This is a genomic window from Streptomyces sp. NPDC002690, from assembly GCF_053592415.1.
On the sequence record NZ_JBSFVR010000190.1, the window covers coordinates 1 to 13,869 of the forward strand.

Consider the following 13,869-nt stretch of genomic DNA (forward strand, 5'->3'; position numbering starts at 1 on the left):
TCTACGCCCTGGCCACCAACCCGGGCGCGCGCACCAAGGACGGCCAGAAGTTCGGCGACGGCAACCCGGCGCTGCTCGACCAGAAGGTCCGTCAGCACACCGCGCGCCACGCAGCAGAAGAGCGTCTGCACCCCCACCGCGCAGAGCAGAGTGGTCCAGCCGATCGCGTAACGGGGGTGGTAGGTGGTGAGGGTCTCGGCGGTCACGAACCACTGGAGCAGTGTCAGCCCGAGGACCGCCGGGAACTCGGCCGCCGCGGAGCGCGACAGCCGCGGCCGGTACAGGCCGCGGGAGGAGTGCAGCAGCAACTGCGCGGCCGCCTGGACGGCGAAGACGGCGACCGGCCACCGCGGAGTGGGGCCCACCGCCGGGGCGAGGCCCGCGACGAGCCCGTCCGCCGCCACGAGCAGCACGGTCAGCCGGTGACGGCCGACCTGCCGGGCGACCGGCTCGGAGTAGCGCCGGACGGGGCCGCCGCGTGGTCGATGGACGGTGGAAGAAGCAGGGGGCAGCGTGGTCTCCCGGGCAGTGCCCGGGAGTGATGCACTCTCCGTCGTCATCGCTCGGTGCGCTCTCTCGTCGTGGTGCCGGACGGGTGGACAAGTTCCTGGTAGAGGAGGGTGACCTCCGCGGCTGTCCTGCGTACGTCGAAGACCGCACGGGCGTGGAGCTGGGCGGCGGAGCCGAGTCGCGTACGGAGTCCGGCGTCGGACAGCAGGGCGGTGAGCGCGGCGGCCATGGCATCCGGGTCGTCCGGCGGGACGAGGCAGTGGGCGTCCTGCCCGGGTGGCAGGCTTTCCCTGGCGCCTGCCACGTCCGTCATCACCACCGGTCTGCCGCAGGCCATCGCTTCCAGCGGCGCGAGAGCCATGCCCTCCCAGCGCGAGGGCAGGACGACGGCGTCGGCCGCGTGGATCCAGGGACGGACGTCGTCGGCCGCTCCGGCGAACAGCACGTCGGCCGGGGCCGCTCCACGCAGCCGGGCTTCCTCCGGTCCGCTGCCCACCAGGGCGAGCCGGGCGGCTCCCGGAGGCATCGCGCGCCACGCCTCCAGCAGGACGTCCTGCCCCTTCTGCCGGCTCAGACGGCCGACACAGACCAGCAGAGGCGGCCCGTCGGGGAGACCGAGCGCGGCCCGGGCGGCGGCGCGGTCCCCGGCGTCGGCCGGACGGAAGTGGGCGAGATCGATGCCGTTGAGGATCACCGACCAGCGGGCCGCGATGCCCGCCCGCTCGCCCGCCAGCCGTTCCGAGGCGCTGACACAGAGCACCCGGTCCGCCCAACGCGCCCCGAAACGCTCCCACTTCAGCGCGGTCGAGGCGGTCCCTCCCCGTACCGCCTCGAACGACCAGGCGTGCGGCTGGAAGACGGTGGGAATCCGGCCGCGTACCGCCAGCCGGCCCGCGAGACCGGCCTTCGCGCTGTGCGCGTGCACCACCTGCGGGCGGTGTTCCCGTACCAGCGACCGGGCTCCGGCGATCTCGCGTGCCAGTCCGGGGCCGGGGTTGCGAACGGCCCGCCAGTCGTGGACCTCCGCCCCCGCGGCGGATGCCCGCGCGGCCAGCGGGCTGTCGGGCGGACACGCCACGGCGGGCCGGAGTCCGGCGCGTACCTGCGCCCGCACGAGATCGACGACGACCCGGGCGACGCCGCCCTCCACAGGCTGAACGAGGTGAAGAATCTTCAACAGAATTGCTCCGGGGTGACGTTCTCGCGGCGCCTTCGGCAGTTTTCGTACGCATCCTCGACGTGACCGGTCGAAGGGGCGCGGCCGGTTGGAAGATGTGCACGTGCGTTCTGTGTGATTTCCGGGGAGCGGGCGGGGGCGCCCGCCTTTTCCGAGCGGGGCCGTTCGCGTCGCGCTTTCGCGCGAGGACGGAAAATGAGCTAAACAGAAGTGCACTTTGACAGACTGTCAGCCGGAATGCGTGTATGACTCGCTCGCGCGACCAGCCGCGCCAGACCCGAATGCCGCGCCTCGCCGAGCTGTTCGAACGCCGGTGTGCTCCGGTCCCGTACGCGCGGAAACGTTCTTCCTGCGTAAGTGGAAGCGATCCCGGACTGCTTCCCGGCCGCTCCTCGGCGGCTTCCTGACCCGTTCACCCGATGGGCATTGCGCCCTTCGCCGGTGTTTCCGATCGGGTCCTTTCCCAGAGGGGGAAGCGGAAGCAGTGGCCCGGTCGGGGGACTTCACCGAATTCACCGGTGGAGACGTCACCACTCACCCGGAGAGCCGATTCTTCCGGCCGCATGCTCCGGCGGCCACTCACCGGTGCATTCCGCCGCGCCGCCGCCGAACGTTTTCCGTGACGCGCTCCGACGACGCTGCCGCGGCCACCCTCCGCGTTCCCGCTCGAAAAGGGGGCGGCCCCGGCGGAACCGGCCCCGGCCCTGCCGCGTCGTCCTTCGGTGCGGTCCGGACCGGAGTCCGGCCGGACCCGTACACCAGCCGGGCCACCCTGGTACGGCGCGGAGCGGGACGCCCCGGCGTCCCCGTACGGACCGAGGAGAGCGATGCGACCGGCAAGGACACCCTCGCCCGTGCCTCCGGGTGAACCGCCGGCCCACGCGCCCGCGCCCTCGGCCGGCCGGCACGGGTGGCACCGCCCCGGCCGCCGGACAGCGCTGCTGCCGGTGCCGGCCCTGGTGATCGCCGCGCTGCTCGCCGTGCCCCGACTGCTCCCCAACACTCCCGGCCGGCTCGGAAGTCTGCTGGAGACCCTGCTGCCGTGGCTCGGCCTCGCCGTGCCGGTACTGCTGTGCGTGGGGCTCCTGAGGCGGGCACCGCTCGCCGTCGTGGTCGCGCTGCTGCCCGCCCTCGTCTGGGGCGTCCGGTTCGGCGGCCTCTTCCTCACGGGGACGGACGACTCCGGCCGCCTGGTCGTGGTCCAGCACAACGTGAGCGACGAGAACGCCGACCCTGCGGGCACCGCGGCGGCCCTGGCATCGAGCGGGGCGCGGATCGTGGCCCTGGAGGAGCTCACGCCGCAGGCCCTGCCGGTGTACGGGAAGGCCCTCGCGTCGCGGCTCCCGCACCACGGGGTGAGCGGCACCGTGGGGCTCTGGTCGGCCTTCCCCCTCACGGACGTGCGCCCCGTGGACATCCGGCCGGACGGTATCGCGGACGGCTGGGACCGAGGTTTGAGGGCCACCGCGCACACCCCGGACGGTGACCTCGCCGTGTACGTCGCCCACCTGCCGTCCATCCGCCTCGGCGCGACGGGCCTGCGCTCCGGCCTCCGCGACGAGAGCGCCGCCCTCCTCGCCACCGCGATCCGCGACGAACCGCTGGAGCGGGTCCTGCTGCTCGGTGACCTCAACGGCACCGTGGACGACCGTGGGCTCGGCCCGTTGCTCGCGCCTCTGGACGCCCCCGGCTCCGGCGTGGCGTTCAGCTGGCCCGCGGCCTTCCCGGCGGCCAGGATCGACCAGGTCCTCGCACGCTCCGTCCCCCTCACCGGCATCCGTACCCTGCCCGCCACCGGCAGCGACCATCTGCCGGTCGCCGTCTACGCCGACCTGCGGGCCGAGGGCGCTGAGTAGCCGTACTCATGCGTATGCGCGGCTTTCCGGACGACCATGACGGGGCGTCATGTCGTCGTGGTCGAAACCGGGGGGCAGCATGGGAAAGTTCATGGGCGCGGTCTTCGCCGTCGCCGTTCTGGCGGGCTCGGTGGCGCTGCTGTACGCCACCGACGCACCCCTCGCCACGGTCCTGGGGGTGGGGGCCGGCATCGCCTGCCTGCTCTGGTTGCTTCTTCTGCTGACCCTCCCATGGAACCTCTACTTCCGGGCGCGGTCCGTCCTCGCCGAGATCGCCGTCAGCCGGGACAAAGGTCTGGAGATCGGCCGGGCCCGCGACGACGAGGCGGAGCGCATCGCGCGGATGATGCTGCGGGTGGCGGTGGCGGGCCACGCCCTGACCGCCCTGCTGGTTCTCGTCGCCACCCTCGTTCTCGGGGGCAGGGCGGGTTACTGGGTGGCTGCCTTCTTCCTGCTGAGTACCGTCTTCCGGCCTGCCGGCGCCTACTTCGCCCAACTGAGGGAGCGACTCGGCTCCCTCCTCAAGGACGTCACCTTTCCGCGCGACGACGTGGTGGAGCTGCGCGGGAAGGTGGACAGCCTGACAGCGGGTACGAAGGCCCTGGAGGAGCGGGTGGAGGAGCAGTACCGGGCCCTCGCCGAACTGCGGCGGACCGCCGACGCCTCGGGACTCTCCGCGCACCGGCGGGCCGATGAGGCCGACCGCCGGATCGAGGCCCTGGCGCGGGAGTTCGAGTCGACGGTGAACCGGCTGACCAGCAACGAGGAGATCATCACCGGTCTCAAGGCGTTCCTGCGGCTGCTGCGGGCCGACAACGGGGTGGCGCGACCCCGTTCATGAGTACGGGGGCGCGGCGGAGTGAGTAGCCCGGCGCATCCGGCGGTCGGTGCACCGGCGGTCGAATAGGACCATGCCCACTCCTTCGAGGCCCGCCGATCCCAAGCCCACCGGTTCGACGTCCGCCGCTCCGAGTCCGCGCCCGCGCATCCGCCACGTCACCGTGGCCGGCTCCGCCCTGGCCGGTGCCCTCCTCCCGCTCGTCGCCGGTGTCCTGCTGGCGCGGATGGCCGCCGGCGACCCGATGGCCTCGGTGAACGCGCTGCTCACCCGTACCGGCCCCGGCAGTCCCGTACCGCCCTCGCAGTGGCGCGGCTGCGGTCGCGCGGTGCTGCACCGGCGCAGGGCGGGCGGGGCGGTCGCGGGGCGTATGGCGAGCGGTGCCGCCAGGCTCGTACGCGGAGCACGGGTCACATCCGGGAGTAGCTCCGCATGGTGATCGTGTCGAAGGGGAGCCAGAGCACGGGGGTGGCGCTCGGCGGGCTGCCGGGTGACGCCTGGAGCGTGGCCAGGTCCGAGGCGCCGAGAGCCTGCCGGTAGACCCGGACCTCGTCGAGGGAGCCGTTCAGGGTCTGGGTTCCGTCGGTCTTGCTGCCCAGGCGGAGTCCGTCGATCGCGAAGGTGTCGGTCGCGGTGAGGGCTCCGGCGCCGAGCTCGGCGGTGGCCGCCTGGGTGGCCAGGTTGTCCACCGCGAGGGTCAGGGAGTCACCGGAGCGGACCAGGGTCAGGTGGTGCCACGCGCCGTCTCCGAAGGCGGCCCGGCTCCCCGTGGGGTCCGTGGCCAGGACGCGGACTCCGGAGGTTCCGGTCTCGACGTCTGCGAAGACGCCGTGGTTCGCGGGGCTGGCGCGGAGCCAGACCTGGCGTTCCCCGCTGCCGGCCCCGTAGGCCCAGAGGAGGACCTGATCCTGCGTGGCGGGCGTCGCGGCGTACTTGAACCAGAGCGAGAGGGTGAAGTCGGAGGTCTCCCCCTGTCGGCGTGGTCGCGTCGAGGGGGCCACCGCCTCGGGTGCGAGCGCGAGGCTGGGACTGTAGGGCACCACCGCGGCGGTGCCGGGCGTACCGTCCAGGCGCAGGCCGGTACCGAGTCTGCCCGCGGTGTCGGTGCTGCCGCCGTTCAGCACGTAGGCGTTGTTGCACCAGCCGGAGTGGTCGGGGGTCGCGGGAGTGGTCTCGGGGGCGGCCCGGCTCGCCGGGATGGTGTAGACGTACTTGTCGTCGAAGCTCCAGCGCACCGAGAGACCGGACGTCGGGGAGAGCGCTCCGCCCGTCGCGACCGCGTTGCGTTCGGCGGCGCTGAGGGCGTGGTCGTAGAGGCGGAAGTCGTCGAGGGCGCCGTTGAGGATCTTGGTCCCGTCAGGCTTGGAGCCCACGCGGACGCCGCTGATTCCGCTTGTCCGAGTGCCGGTGAGGGAACCGCTCAGAACACCGGAGGCTGTCTTCGACGCCTGGAGGACGACCGCGTCCTTGCCGTCGACGGTCTGCACGCCCCAGGCATCGAGCTGGACGGCGCCGCCGTGGCGTTGCAGCTGGAACAGGTGCCACTCGTCGTCTCCGAAGTTCTGCCCGCCGGCATCGGTCTCCACCTGCACGAGGGAGCCCGTGTCGGACTCGACCGTGGCCAGCAGCGTGGTCCTGTCCGTCCGGTACACCGCCTGGACCCAGAGTTGTGCCGGTCTCGTCCCGTTGGGGCCGTAGGCCCAGAGGAGGGCGCGCGGGCCGGCAGTGGCGGAGCCGGAGAACTTGAACCACATCGCGTACGTGAAATCGCGGTCGGCGACGTCCAGTGCCGGCGTGAGCTCCGAGGAGACGCCGGGAAGTGCCGAAGTCACCGGCAGCGCTTCACGGAATCTGCCGGTCGCCGTCTTCTTGGCGCCCAGGAGGGTGCCGTCGGTGCAGTGGCCGGACTCGTCGTCGGTGCCGGTGATCACCGTGGTGTTCACCGCGGTCGTCCGGTCGAGCACCTGGAACGGCAGGCGCACCACGAGGTTCGCGTCGGCGGCCGTGTCCGCCGCCGGATCGGCCGACCCGCTCACCGGGTCGCGGCTGGTGCCGGCGGTGGTCAGCGAGGCGCGCTGGGCGGAGGAGAGCGCGCTCCGGTACAGGCGGAACTCGTCGATCTTCCCGACGAAGGTGCTGGAGGCGTCGACGGGTTTGGCGCCGATCCGTAGCCCGAGGGACGAGCCGCCGGCGTCACCGGAGACGTCACCGGTGACGGCGCCGGCCGACACTCCGACGGGACCGCTGTCGACCTGGAGATCGAGGCGGCTCCTGGTCCGGGTGAGGGTGACGACGTGCCACACGTTGTCGCCGAAGGCGCAGGCGCACGCCGACGTGTCCTGGAGTGTTGCCTGGGCCTGGTCGGTACCACTGCTCTGGGCCCATGCGTACAGCCGGTTGGTGTTCCGCTGGGTCCGGAGCCAGACCTGTGGTGCTGTCGATCCGGTTCCGTTGGACCAGAACAGGATGTGGTCGCTCTCGTCGGTGGGGTTCACCGTCCGCGCCTGATACTTGAACCACAACGAGTAGGTGAAGTCGCCCGTCCCCGTGCGCAGCGACCGGGCGTACGGAACGTCGGCGTAGCCACCCGCCGCGAGAGCGAGGTTGTTGTTGTTCAGTGCGGCCTCACCCGGCCCGCGGAGCGGGTCGGTGCTGCTCAGTGTCGCTGCCGCGGAGCTGAGGTAGCCGTCGTTCGCCTGCGGGGAGGCGTCCGGAGTGGTGGCACCGAGGGCGGGGACCTCCTGGGTCGACGTGCTCCCGGGCGGTGACGCGTCGCATCCCGTGTCGAGCTGCTCCTGGGAGAAGCGGATGAACCGGATCTCGTCGGCGGAACGGGTCGCGCCGCCCTCGTAGAGCAGGCCGATCTCGTCGTCCTCCAGCAGGGCCAGGTCGGAGTAGGCCGCCCGGTCCGAGGCGACCAGCCGTCCGGCGGGGTTCCAGGTGCCGTCGCAGCGCGACCATATGGTCATCGCGGCTCTGGTGGGCTTGTCCGAGTCCTTGTCCAGGCCGGCCGGGGCGGAGAGCAGTACCTCCTCCTTCACACCCTTCGAGGGGTCCGCCCGCCGCACGGTCAGGACGGAGCCCTGGATGTCGCTGGGGGACGGCAGGGACCCGTCGGTGAAGGCTCCGACCTCCGGGACCGCATCGCCCTGGGGCGTCTCCTCGGTGGTCTGTCCGAGCCGGTGCGCACCGGTGGCGCCCTCGTCGCGTGCCGCCAGGAGCACCTCGCCGCCCGCCACCTCGGTCACACTGACCTCGGAGGGCTTCTTCCCGCCGGCCGGGTACGAGTTCGCGGCCTTCGTGGCTCTCCACCGCGGGTTCTCCGCGCCCGGGTCGAGGTAGAGGTAACCGGCGTAGACGCCACCCCCCGACTGCTGGTGGGCGCCCACGACGAGACGGTCCTTGTTCACCCCCTGCGTGAGCTGCACCCCGTGGCCGGGGCCGGTCGCGAACCAGTCCGACGCGCTGGGAGAGGGGGCGAGGCTGACGTCCAGGGCGGTGGGCGCACTCCAGGTGAGCCCGTCGTCGCTGCTCTCCTGCACCCACGGAGTCCGGGGATAGCTGAAGTTGACCGGGTTGGACGTGGAGAGGAGGTAGACGCGGTGGTTGACCTTGTCGACCACCGGTGCGGGGTTGCTGCGGGTGACCGGAGACCCGGCCCAGGTGCCTGCCGGGACTGCCGAGCCCGGTCCGTAGGCCCCGAGCGCGGTGTCGCCTGCGGGGACGACCTTGACCGGTCCCCAGGTGCGGCCGTCATTGGTGGACCGCCGCACGACGAGGTCGCTGTCGCCCCGGTCGCCGCAGGACTGCGTCTTGCGGCCCTCGGCGAAGGCGAGGAGCGAGCCGTCGCCCGTGGTGACCAGGGCGGGTATGCGGTAGCAGCCGTAACCGCCGGTTCCGGCACTGAAGAGGACTTGTTGCGGCAGCTTCCCGATGTCGGAGGTCTGCGAGGAGGTGGCGACGCCCGACGCGGTGGCGTGGGGCACGACGCCGGGGGCTCCTGCCAGGGAGAGAGCGAGGCCGAAGGAGAGGAGAGCCGATCGCCACCGCAGCCGCCCCCGACGAAGGGCGACGGCGGTCCGAAGGGTGGCCCAATCCGCTGAGCGTCCTGAGAATATTCGCACCGCACAAGCGTAATGATCAATCCGCCTTGGCCGTCGGTGAGTTCACGTCAGTTCGGCAGCGCTCAGTTTCTTATGGTGCCGTGCAATCTCTCCGGGCGCGGGCGAGGGGAGCACGGTGGACGCGTTGCGCCGCCGTATCGGCCCCGCCTGCCGCGGTAAGGGCTGTCCCGCGATTCCTGGCGGGTGCGCGACGACAGCTACGGCACCTCGCAGCGTTGTCGGAACATCCCGCTTCATCCAGTATGCGAACGCTCCTCCGCCTTGCGATGCACCGCATCCGACGCCGCGCACTGATCCACCAGGAATTGGTGGGACAGCCCCTACGCAAACCGTACGGACACCAGCCCGGCGCCCGACGCGGCCGGTTCGGCCGCCGGGGGAGACGCCCAGAACCGGGTCACTTCCCTGCTGCGGGCACCCACCGAGGGCGGGACCACAGGGCTACGCCGAAGGCGACCCCATCAACCGCATCGACCCAAACGGGCTTTTCAGCTCTTGGCCAATTCCTGCTGCTCACGGTCGCTCATTCACCGATTGTCCCAGGACACCGGCAACCGTCCGGTCTCAGTACCAAGGGCGTGCAGGGGATTGACTTGCTGTCGAACACCCGGCCCGAGCTGCGGTGCAAAGACTGGCAACACGCAACTTATTCTTCTGCAAGCTCTTAGGATGGCGAGCGGGCCGTGACTGGCGTTCAGGTGGAGTACCACCGGGGAGCGGACTGACACCTTGTCGCTGCCGTACGCCTGGGCACTCCACCGTGAAGCTCAGGAGCAGCACGTGGCCCGGACACAGACATTCCGCCTCATGGACGGCACCGCCCTCGCCCGTCGTACCGTCGAAGCGGCCTCGGCCTCGGCGGCCGACATCCTGGGGCGGACGGGTACGGCCCCCTGCCTGGCGACGGTACTCGTCGGCGAGGACCCCGCTTCGGTGACCTACGTACGGATGAAGCGCGCCCGGTGCGAGAAGGCCGGCATCGAGTCACGTCATGTGGCTCTGCCCGCCCAGATCTCCACCGCCGGGCTGGTCGAGACGATCACGGAACTCTCCGAGGACCCCGGGGTGCACGGCATCCTGCTCCAGCACCCGGTGGGCCCTCACATCGACGAGCGCGCCGCGTTCGAGGCGATCGCGCCGGAGAAGGGCGTCGACGGCGTCACCATGCACTCCTTCGCCGCCATGGGATTCGGCCTGCCCGGCTTCGTCTCCTGCACCCCCGGCGGGATCATGCGACTGCTCGACGCGTACGAGGTCGACCTGGCGGGCAAGCACGCCGTCGTCGTGGGGCGCAGCGCCATCCTCGGCAAGCCCGCCGGCATGCTCCTGCTCGGCCGGGACGCCACGGTGACGTACTGCCACTCCCGTACGGTCGACCTGCCGGGGCTCGTGCGGGAAGCCGACGTTCTGATCGCCGCCGTCGGCAGGCCGCGCTTCATCGACGGTGCGGACATCAAGCCCGGGGCGGTGGTGATCGACGCGGGCTACAACCCCGGCAACGTCGGGGACGTCGACTTCGAGTCCGCCCGTGAACGGGCCGGGCTGATCACCCCGGTGCCCGGGGGTGTCGGGCCGATGACCATCGCCGTGCTCCTCGATCAGACGGTTGAAGCGGCGACGCGTCAACTCGGTCTGGACTGACGGGCCGGCTTCCGGGCGGCGCGCCCGGTCACCCCACCGCGTGCGGCGTGGTGTCCGGGCGCTCGAACTGGGTGCGGTACAGCTCCTCGTACCGTCCGCCGACGGAGAGAAGTTCCTCGTGGGTGCCGCGTTCGACGATGTGCCCCGCCTCCACGACGAGGATCTGGTCGGCCGCCCGTACCGTCGAGAGCCGGTGCGCGATCACCAGCGCGGTCCGGCCCTCCAGTGCTTCGGCCAGCGCCTCCTGCACCGACGCCTCCGAGGTGGAGTCGAGGTGCGCGGTCGCCTCGTCGAGGATCACCACCCGCTGACGGGCCAGCAGCAGCCGGGCGATGGTGAGCCGCTGCCGCTCCCCGCCCGAGAGCCGGTAGCCGCGCTCGCCGACCACCGTGTCCAGCCCGTCCGGGAGCGAGGCCACCAGCCCGTCGAGCCGCGAGCGGCGCAGTGCGTCCCAGATCTCCTCCTCCGTGGCCCCGGGCCGCGCCAGCAGCAGGTTGGCCCGCACGGACTCATGGAACAGGTGCCCGTCCTGGGTCACCATGCCGATCGTCTCGCGCAGTGAGTCGGCGGTCAGGTCGCGGACGTCCACGCCGTTCAGCCGGACGGCCCCCGCGTCGGCGTCGTACAGCCGGGGGAGCAGCTGCGCGATCGTGGACTTCCCCGCCCCCGAGGAGCCGACCAGTGCGACCATCCGGCCCGGCCGCGCGGTGAAGGACACCTCGTGCAGCACCTCGGCGCCGCCCCGGTCGTCCAGCGTGGCGACCGACTCCAGTGACGCGAGGGAGACCTTGTCGGCCGACGGATAACCGAACGAGACGCCGTCGAACTCCACCGAGACCGGCCCGTCCGGCACCCCGCGCGCGTCCGGCTTCTCGGCGATCAGCGGCTTCAGGTCCAGGATCTCGAAGACGCGCTCGAAGCTGACCAGGGCGCTCATCACCTCCACCCGCGCCCCGGCGAGCGAGGTGAGCGGCGCGTACAGACGGGTCAGCAGCAGGGCGAGCGAGACGACGGCACCGGGTTCGAGCGTGCCCCGCTGGGCGTAGTGGCCGCCGAGCCCGTAGACCAGCGCGAGCGCCAGCGCGGAGACCAGGGTGAGGGCGGTGATGAAACCGGACTGCGCCATGGCCGTACGGACCCCGATGTCCCGTACCCGGCGGGCCCGGGCGGCGAACTCGGCGGACTCGTCCGCGGGCCTCCCGAACAGCTTGACGAGGGTCGCGCCCGGCGCCGAGAAGCGCTCCGTCATCTGTGTCGCCATCGCGGCGTTGTGCGCGGCGGCCTCCCGTTGCAGCGAAGCCATCCGGGCGCCCCGGCGGCGGGCCGGGACGACGAACACCGGCAGCAGCACCAGGGCGAGCAACGTGATCTGCCAGGAGATGCCGAGCATCACGGCGAGCGTCAGGACCAGGGTCACGAGGTTGGAGACCACGCCCGAGAGGGTGTTGCTGAACGCCCGCTGCGCCCCGATGACGTCGCTGTTCAGCCGGCTCACCAGCGCCCCCGTGCGCGTGCGGGTGAAGAAGGCCACCGGCATTCGTTGGACGTGGTCGAAGACCGCCGTCCGCAGATCCAGGATGAGCCCCTCGCCCAGGTTGGACGACAGCCAGCGGGTGACCAGCCCGAGGCCCGCGTCGGCCACCGCGATGAGCGCGATGAGCAGCGCGAGACGGACGACGGTGTCGCCCGACCCGCCCCGTACGATCGCGTCGACCACCTTGCCCGCGAGGACCGGGGTGGCCACCGCGAGCAGGGCCCCGGCCACGCTGGCGACCAGGAACCGCAGCAGACGTCGGCGGTGCGGGCGGGCGAAGTCGAGGATGCGGCGCAGGGTCGCCCCCGAGAACGGCCGGCGGTCGCGCTCGGCGTTCATCACGCTGTGCAGCGACGACCAGGCGGTGAATTCCATGTCCATGCCAGAGCTCCGGGTTCTTCCGACCTGCGTGCGGCCCGCGAGGGCCCGTGGGACAGGAAATTAGGACCTCAAGCATTGTTGAGGTCAAGGGGGTTCATCGTCGCGCGGGGCAGGTTCGGTACGGGTGGACACGCCGGGCAGGCCCCGCGACAGTGTCCCCCGGAAGCGGTACGCGCCGCACGGTGCGACGGTGGACACGCGTGCCGCTGTGGCACCCGGACCCGGCGGAAGGAACCACGAGGTGCGTATCGACCTGACGGGCAAGAAGGCGGTCGTCACCGGATCGTCGCAGGGCATCGGTCTCGCCATCGCCTCCGGCCTCGCCGCCGCGGGCGCCTCGGTGGTGCTGACCGGACGCGATGCGGACCGGTTGGAGTCGGCCGCGCGGACCCTGCGCGACGGGGTGCCGGACGCGGACGTCCGGACCGTCGCCTGCGACCTGGTCGGCGAGGAAGGCGCCGAACGGCTCCAGCGGGCCGTTCCGGAGGCCGACGTCCTCGTCAACAACCTCGGCGTCTTCGGGGCGCGTCCTGCGCTGGAGATCACCGACGAGGAGTGGCGGACCTACTTCGACACGAACGTCCTCAGCGCGGTCCGGCTGATCCGCCGCTATCTCCCCGGGATGAAGGACAGGGGCTGGGGGCGGGTGCAGAACATCGCGAGCGACTCGGCGATCGTGATCCCCGCCGAGATGATCCACTACGGCATGTCCAAGACCGCGCTGCTCGCGGTCTCCCGGGGCTTCGCCAAGGAGGCGGCCGGAACCGGGGTGACGGTCAACTCGGTGATCGCCGGCCCCACCCACACCGGAGGCGTCGAGAAGTTCGTGTACGAACTGGTGGACAAGGACCTCCCCTGGGACGAGGCGCAGCGTGCCTTCATGCGCCTGCACCGGCCGCAGTCGCTGCTCCAGCGCCTCATCGAACCCGAGGAGATCGCCAACCTGGTGGTCTACCTCAGCTCCACCCAGGCATCCGCCACCACGGGTGCGGCGGTCCGGGTGGACGGTGGGTACGTCGACTCGATCGTGCCCTGACGCCGCAGGGAAGGGTGGGGAGGGGCGGTCGGGGCCGTGCCCGCGGGCTGGCATGATCGTGGGTATGGACGAGAGCATCATCGCCGCGTGTGACGGGGCGTCGAAGGGCAACCCCGGGCCCGCCGCCTGGGCGTGGGTGGTCGCGGACGCGGCTGGGCGCCCGCAGCGCTGGGAGGCGGGACCTCTGGGCACCGCCACCAACAACGTCGCCGAGCTGACCGCCCTGCGTTCGCTGCTGGAGTCGACGGACCCGGCGGTGCCGGTCGAGGTGCGCATGGACTCGCAGTACGCGATGAACGCCGTGACCAAGTGGCTGCCCGGCTGGAAGCGCAACGGCTGGAAGACCTCGGGCGGCAAGCCGGTCGCCAACAAGGAGCTGGTCGTACGCATCGACGAGCTGCTCTCCGGGCGCGCGGTGCGTTTCCAGTACGTCCCCGCCCACCAGGTCGGTGGTGACCCGCTGAACGCGCTGGCGGACCAGGCCGCGAGCGAGGCGGCGGTGTCCCAGGTGCCCGCCGGTACGGCCCACGGGACGGCCGCCCTGCCCGAGCCCGCCCCGTCACGAGCGGTGAAGAGCGCCCCCGGGAAGACCGCGAAGGCATCCTCCGGCGGAGCCCGTACCGGGGCCACGATCCGGGCCAAGTTCGCCGGTCGGTGCCGTTGCGGCAAGTCCTACGGCCCGATGTGTCCGTCGACGACGGCCTGATGGAGGAGGTCCATCCGGTTCTCGACGCCCGGCATGCCGTTGGGGATCTTGCTGAAGTCGTCGCGC

10 protein-coding genes, 1 pseudogene and 1 riboswitch are annotated in these 13,869 nt (G+C 71.8%); of the genes and pseudogenes, 7 read left to right on the forward strand and 4 right to left on the reverse strand.

Annotated elements, in window-relative coordinates; genetic code table 11:
• Both ACWD3D_RS22465 and ACWD3D_RS22470 read right to left on the reverse strand, forming a co-directional pair.
• Positions 1-560 (reverse strand): annotated as a pseudogene (locus tag ACWD3D_RS22465) (sugar transferase); the annotation flags it as partial.
• The gene (locus ACWD3D_RS22470) at positions 557-1,687 is read right to left on the reverse strand and encodes a glycosyltransferase (protein WP_451462613.1); all 1,131 of its coding nucleotides are present in this window, start codon (positions 1,685-1,687) and stop codon (positions 557-559) included. The gene ACWD3D_RS22470 and the pseudogene ACWD3D_RS22465, both read right to left, overlap by 4 nt.
• 619 nt (positions 1,688-2,306) lie before the next feature.
• Here ACWD3D_RS22470 and ACWD3D_RS22475 point away from each other — a divergent pair.
• The 4 genes from ACWD3D_RS22475 (at position 2,307) to ACWD3D_RS22490 (ending at position 4,820) form a co-directional block, all read left to right on the forward strand.
• Positions 2,307-2,555 (forward strand): hypothetical protein, encoded by a 249-nt coding sequence (locus tag ACWD3D_RS22475; RefSeq protein ID WP_451462614.1) that lies wholly within the window; start codon positions 2,307-2,309, stop codon positions 2,553-2,555.
• Positions 2,515-3,543: an endonuclease/exonuclease/phosphatase family protein gene (locus tag ACWD3D_RS22480; protein ID WP_451462615.1), complete on the forward strand. Its 1,029-nt coding sequence runs from the start codon at positions 2,515-2,517 to the stop codon at positions 3,541-3,543. Before ACWD3D_RS22475 ends, ACWD3D_RS22480 begins: the two co-directional genes overlap by 41 nt.
• A gap of 79 nt (positions 3,544-3,622) precedes the next feature.
• On the forward strand, positions 3,623-4,384 hold the full coding sequence (locus ACWD3D_RS22485) for a hypothetical protein (protein ID WP_451462616.1): 762 nt from the start codon (positions 3,623-3,625) through the stop codon (positions 4,382-4,384).
• A gap of 70 nt (positions 4,385-4,454) precedes the next feature.
• Positions 4,455-4,820 carry a hypothetical protein gene (locus tag ACWD3D_RS22490; protein WP_451462617.1) on the forward strand — a complete coding sequence of 122 codons (366 nt, stop codon included), beginning with the start codon at positions 4,455-4,457 and terminating at the stop codon, positions 4,818-4,820.
• Here the strand turns inward: ACWD3D_RS22490 and ACWD3D_RS22495 are convergent.
• Positions 4,792-8,367, reverse strand: a complete 3,576-nt coding sequence (locus ACWD3D_RS22495; RefSeq protein WP_451462618.1) for a LamG-like jellyroll fold domain-containing protein — start codon at positions 8,365-8,367, stop codon at positions 4,792-4,794. The two genes, ACWD3D_RS22490 and ACWD3D_RS22495, sit on opposite strands and share 29 nt — an antisense overlap.
• 811 nt (positions 8,368-9,178) lie before the next feature.
• Positions 9,179-9,264, forward strand: a riboswitch (ZMP/ZTP riboswitch).
• Positions 9,265-9,312: 48 nt separating this feature from the next.
• Here ACWD3D_RS22495 and ACWD3D_RS22500 point away from each other — a divergent pair.
• The gene (locus tag ACWD3D_RS22500; protein ID WP_451462619.1) at positions 9,313-10,146 is read left to right on the forward strand and encodes a bifunctional 5,10-methylenetetrahydrofolate dehydrogenase/5,10-methenyltetrahydrofolate cyclohydrolase; all 834 of its coding nucleotides are present in this window, start codon (positions 9,313-9,315) and stop codon (positions 10,144-10,146) included.
• Between the two features lie 28 nt (positions 10,147-10,174).
• Here ACWD3D_RS22500 and ACWD3D_RS22505 read toward each other — a convergent pair whose 3' ends face one another.
• Positions 10,175-12,061, reverse strand: a complete 1,887-nt coding sequence (locus ACWD3D_RS22505; RefSeq protein ID WP_451462620.1) for an ABC transporter ATP-binding protein — start codon at positions 12,059-12,061, stop codon at positions 10,175-10,177.
• Between the two features lie 241 nt (positions 12,062-12,302).
• Between ACWD3D_RS22505 and ACWD3D_RS22510 the strand changes: the two genes are divergently transcribed.
• Positions 12,303-13,097, forward strand: a complete 795-nt coding sequence (locus ACWD3D_RS22510) for an SDR family NAD(P)-dependent oxidoreductase (protein ID WP_451462621.1) — start codon at positions 12,303-12,305, stop codon at positions 13,095-13,097.
• 64 nt (positions 13,098-13,161) lie between these two features.
• The gene (locus tag ACWD3D_RS22515) at positions 13,162-13,803 is read left to right on the forward strand and encodes a ribonuclease H family protein (RefSeq protein ID WP_451462622.1); all 642 of its coding nucleotides are present in this window, start codon (positions 13,162-13,164) and stop codon (positions 13,801-13,803) included.
• The last annotated feature ends 66 nt before the right edge of the window (positions 13,804-13,869 follow it).

What these genes read in the sequence shown, in the direction of transcription:
- ACWD3D_RS22505 (WP_451462620.1), bottom strand. Translation starts at nt 12,061, where the DNA reads ATGGACATGGAATTCACCGCCTGGTCGTCGCTGCACAGCGTGATGAAC.
- ACWD3D_RS22480 (WP_451462615.1), top strand. Translation starts at nt 2,515, where the DNA reads ATGCGACCGGCAAGGACACCCTCGCCCGTGCCTCCGGGTGAACCGCCG.
- ACWD3D_RS22485 (WP_451462616.1), top strand. Translation starts at nt 3,623, where the DNA reads ATGGGAAAGTTCATGGGCGCGGTCTTCGCCGTCGCCGTTCTGGCGGGC.
- ACWD3D_RS22500 (WP_451462619.1), top strand. Translation starts at nt 9,313, where the DNA reads ATGGACGGCACCGCCCTCGCCCGTCGTACCGTCGAAGCGGCCTCGGCC.
- ACWD3D_RS22515 (WP_451462622.1), top strand. Translation starts at nt 13,162, where the DNA reads ATGGACGAGAGCATCATCGCCGCGTGTGACGGGGCGTCGAAGGGCAAC.
- ACWD3D_RS22490 (WP_451462617.1), top strand. Translation starts at nt 4,455, where the DNA reads ATGCCCACTCCTTCGAGGCCCGCCGATCCCAAGCCCACCGGTTCGACG.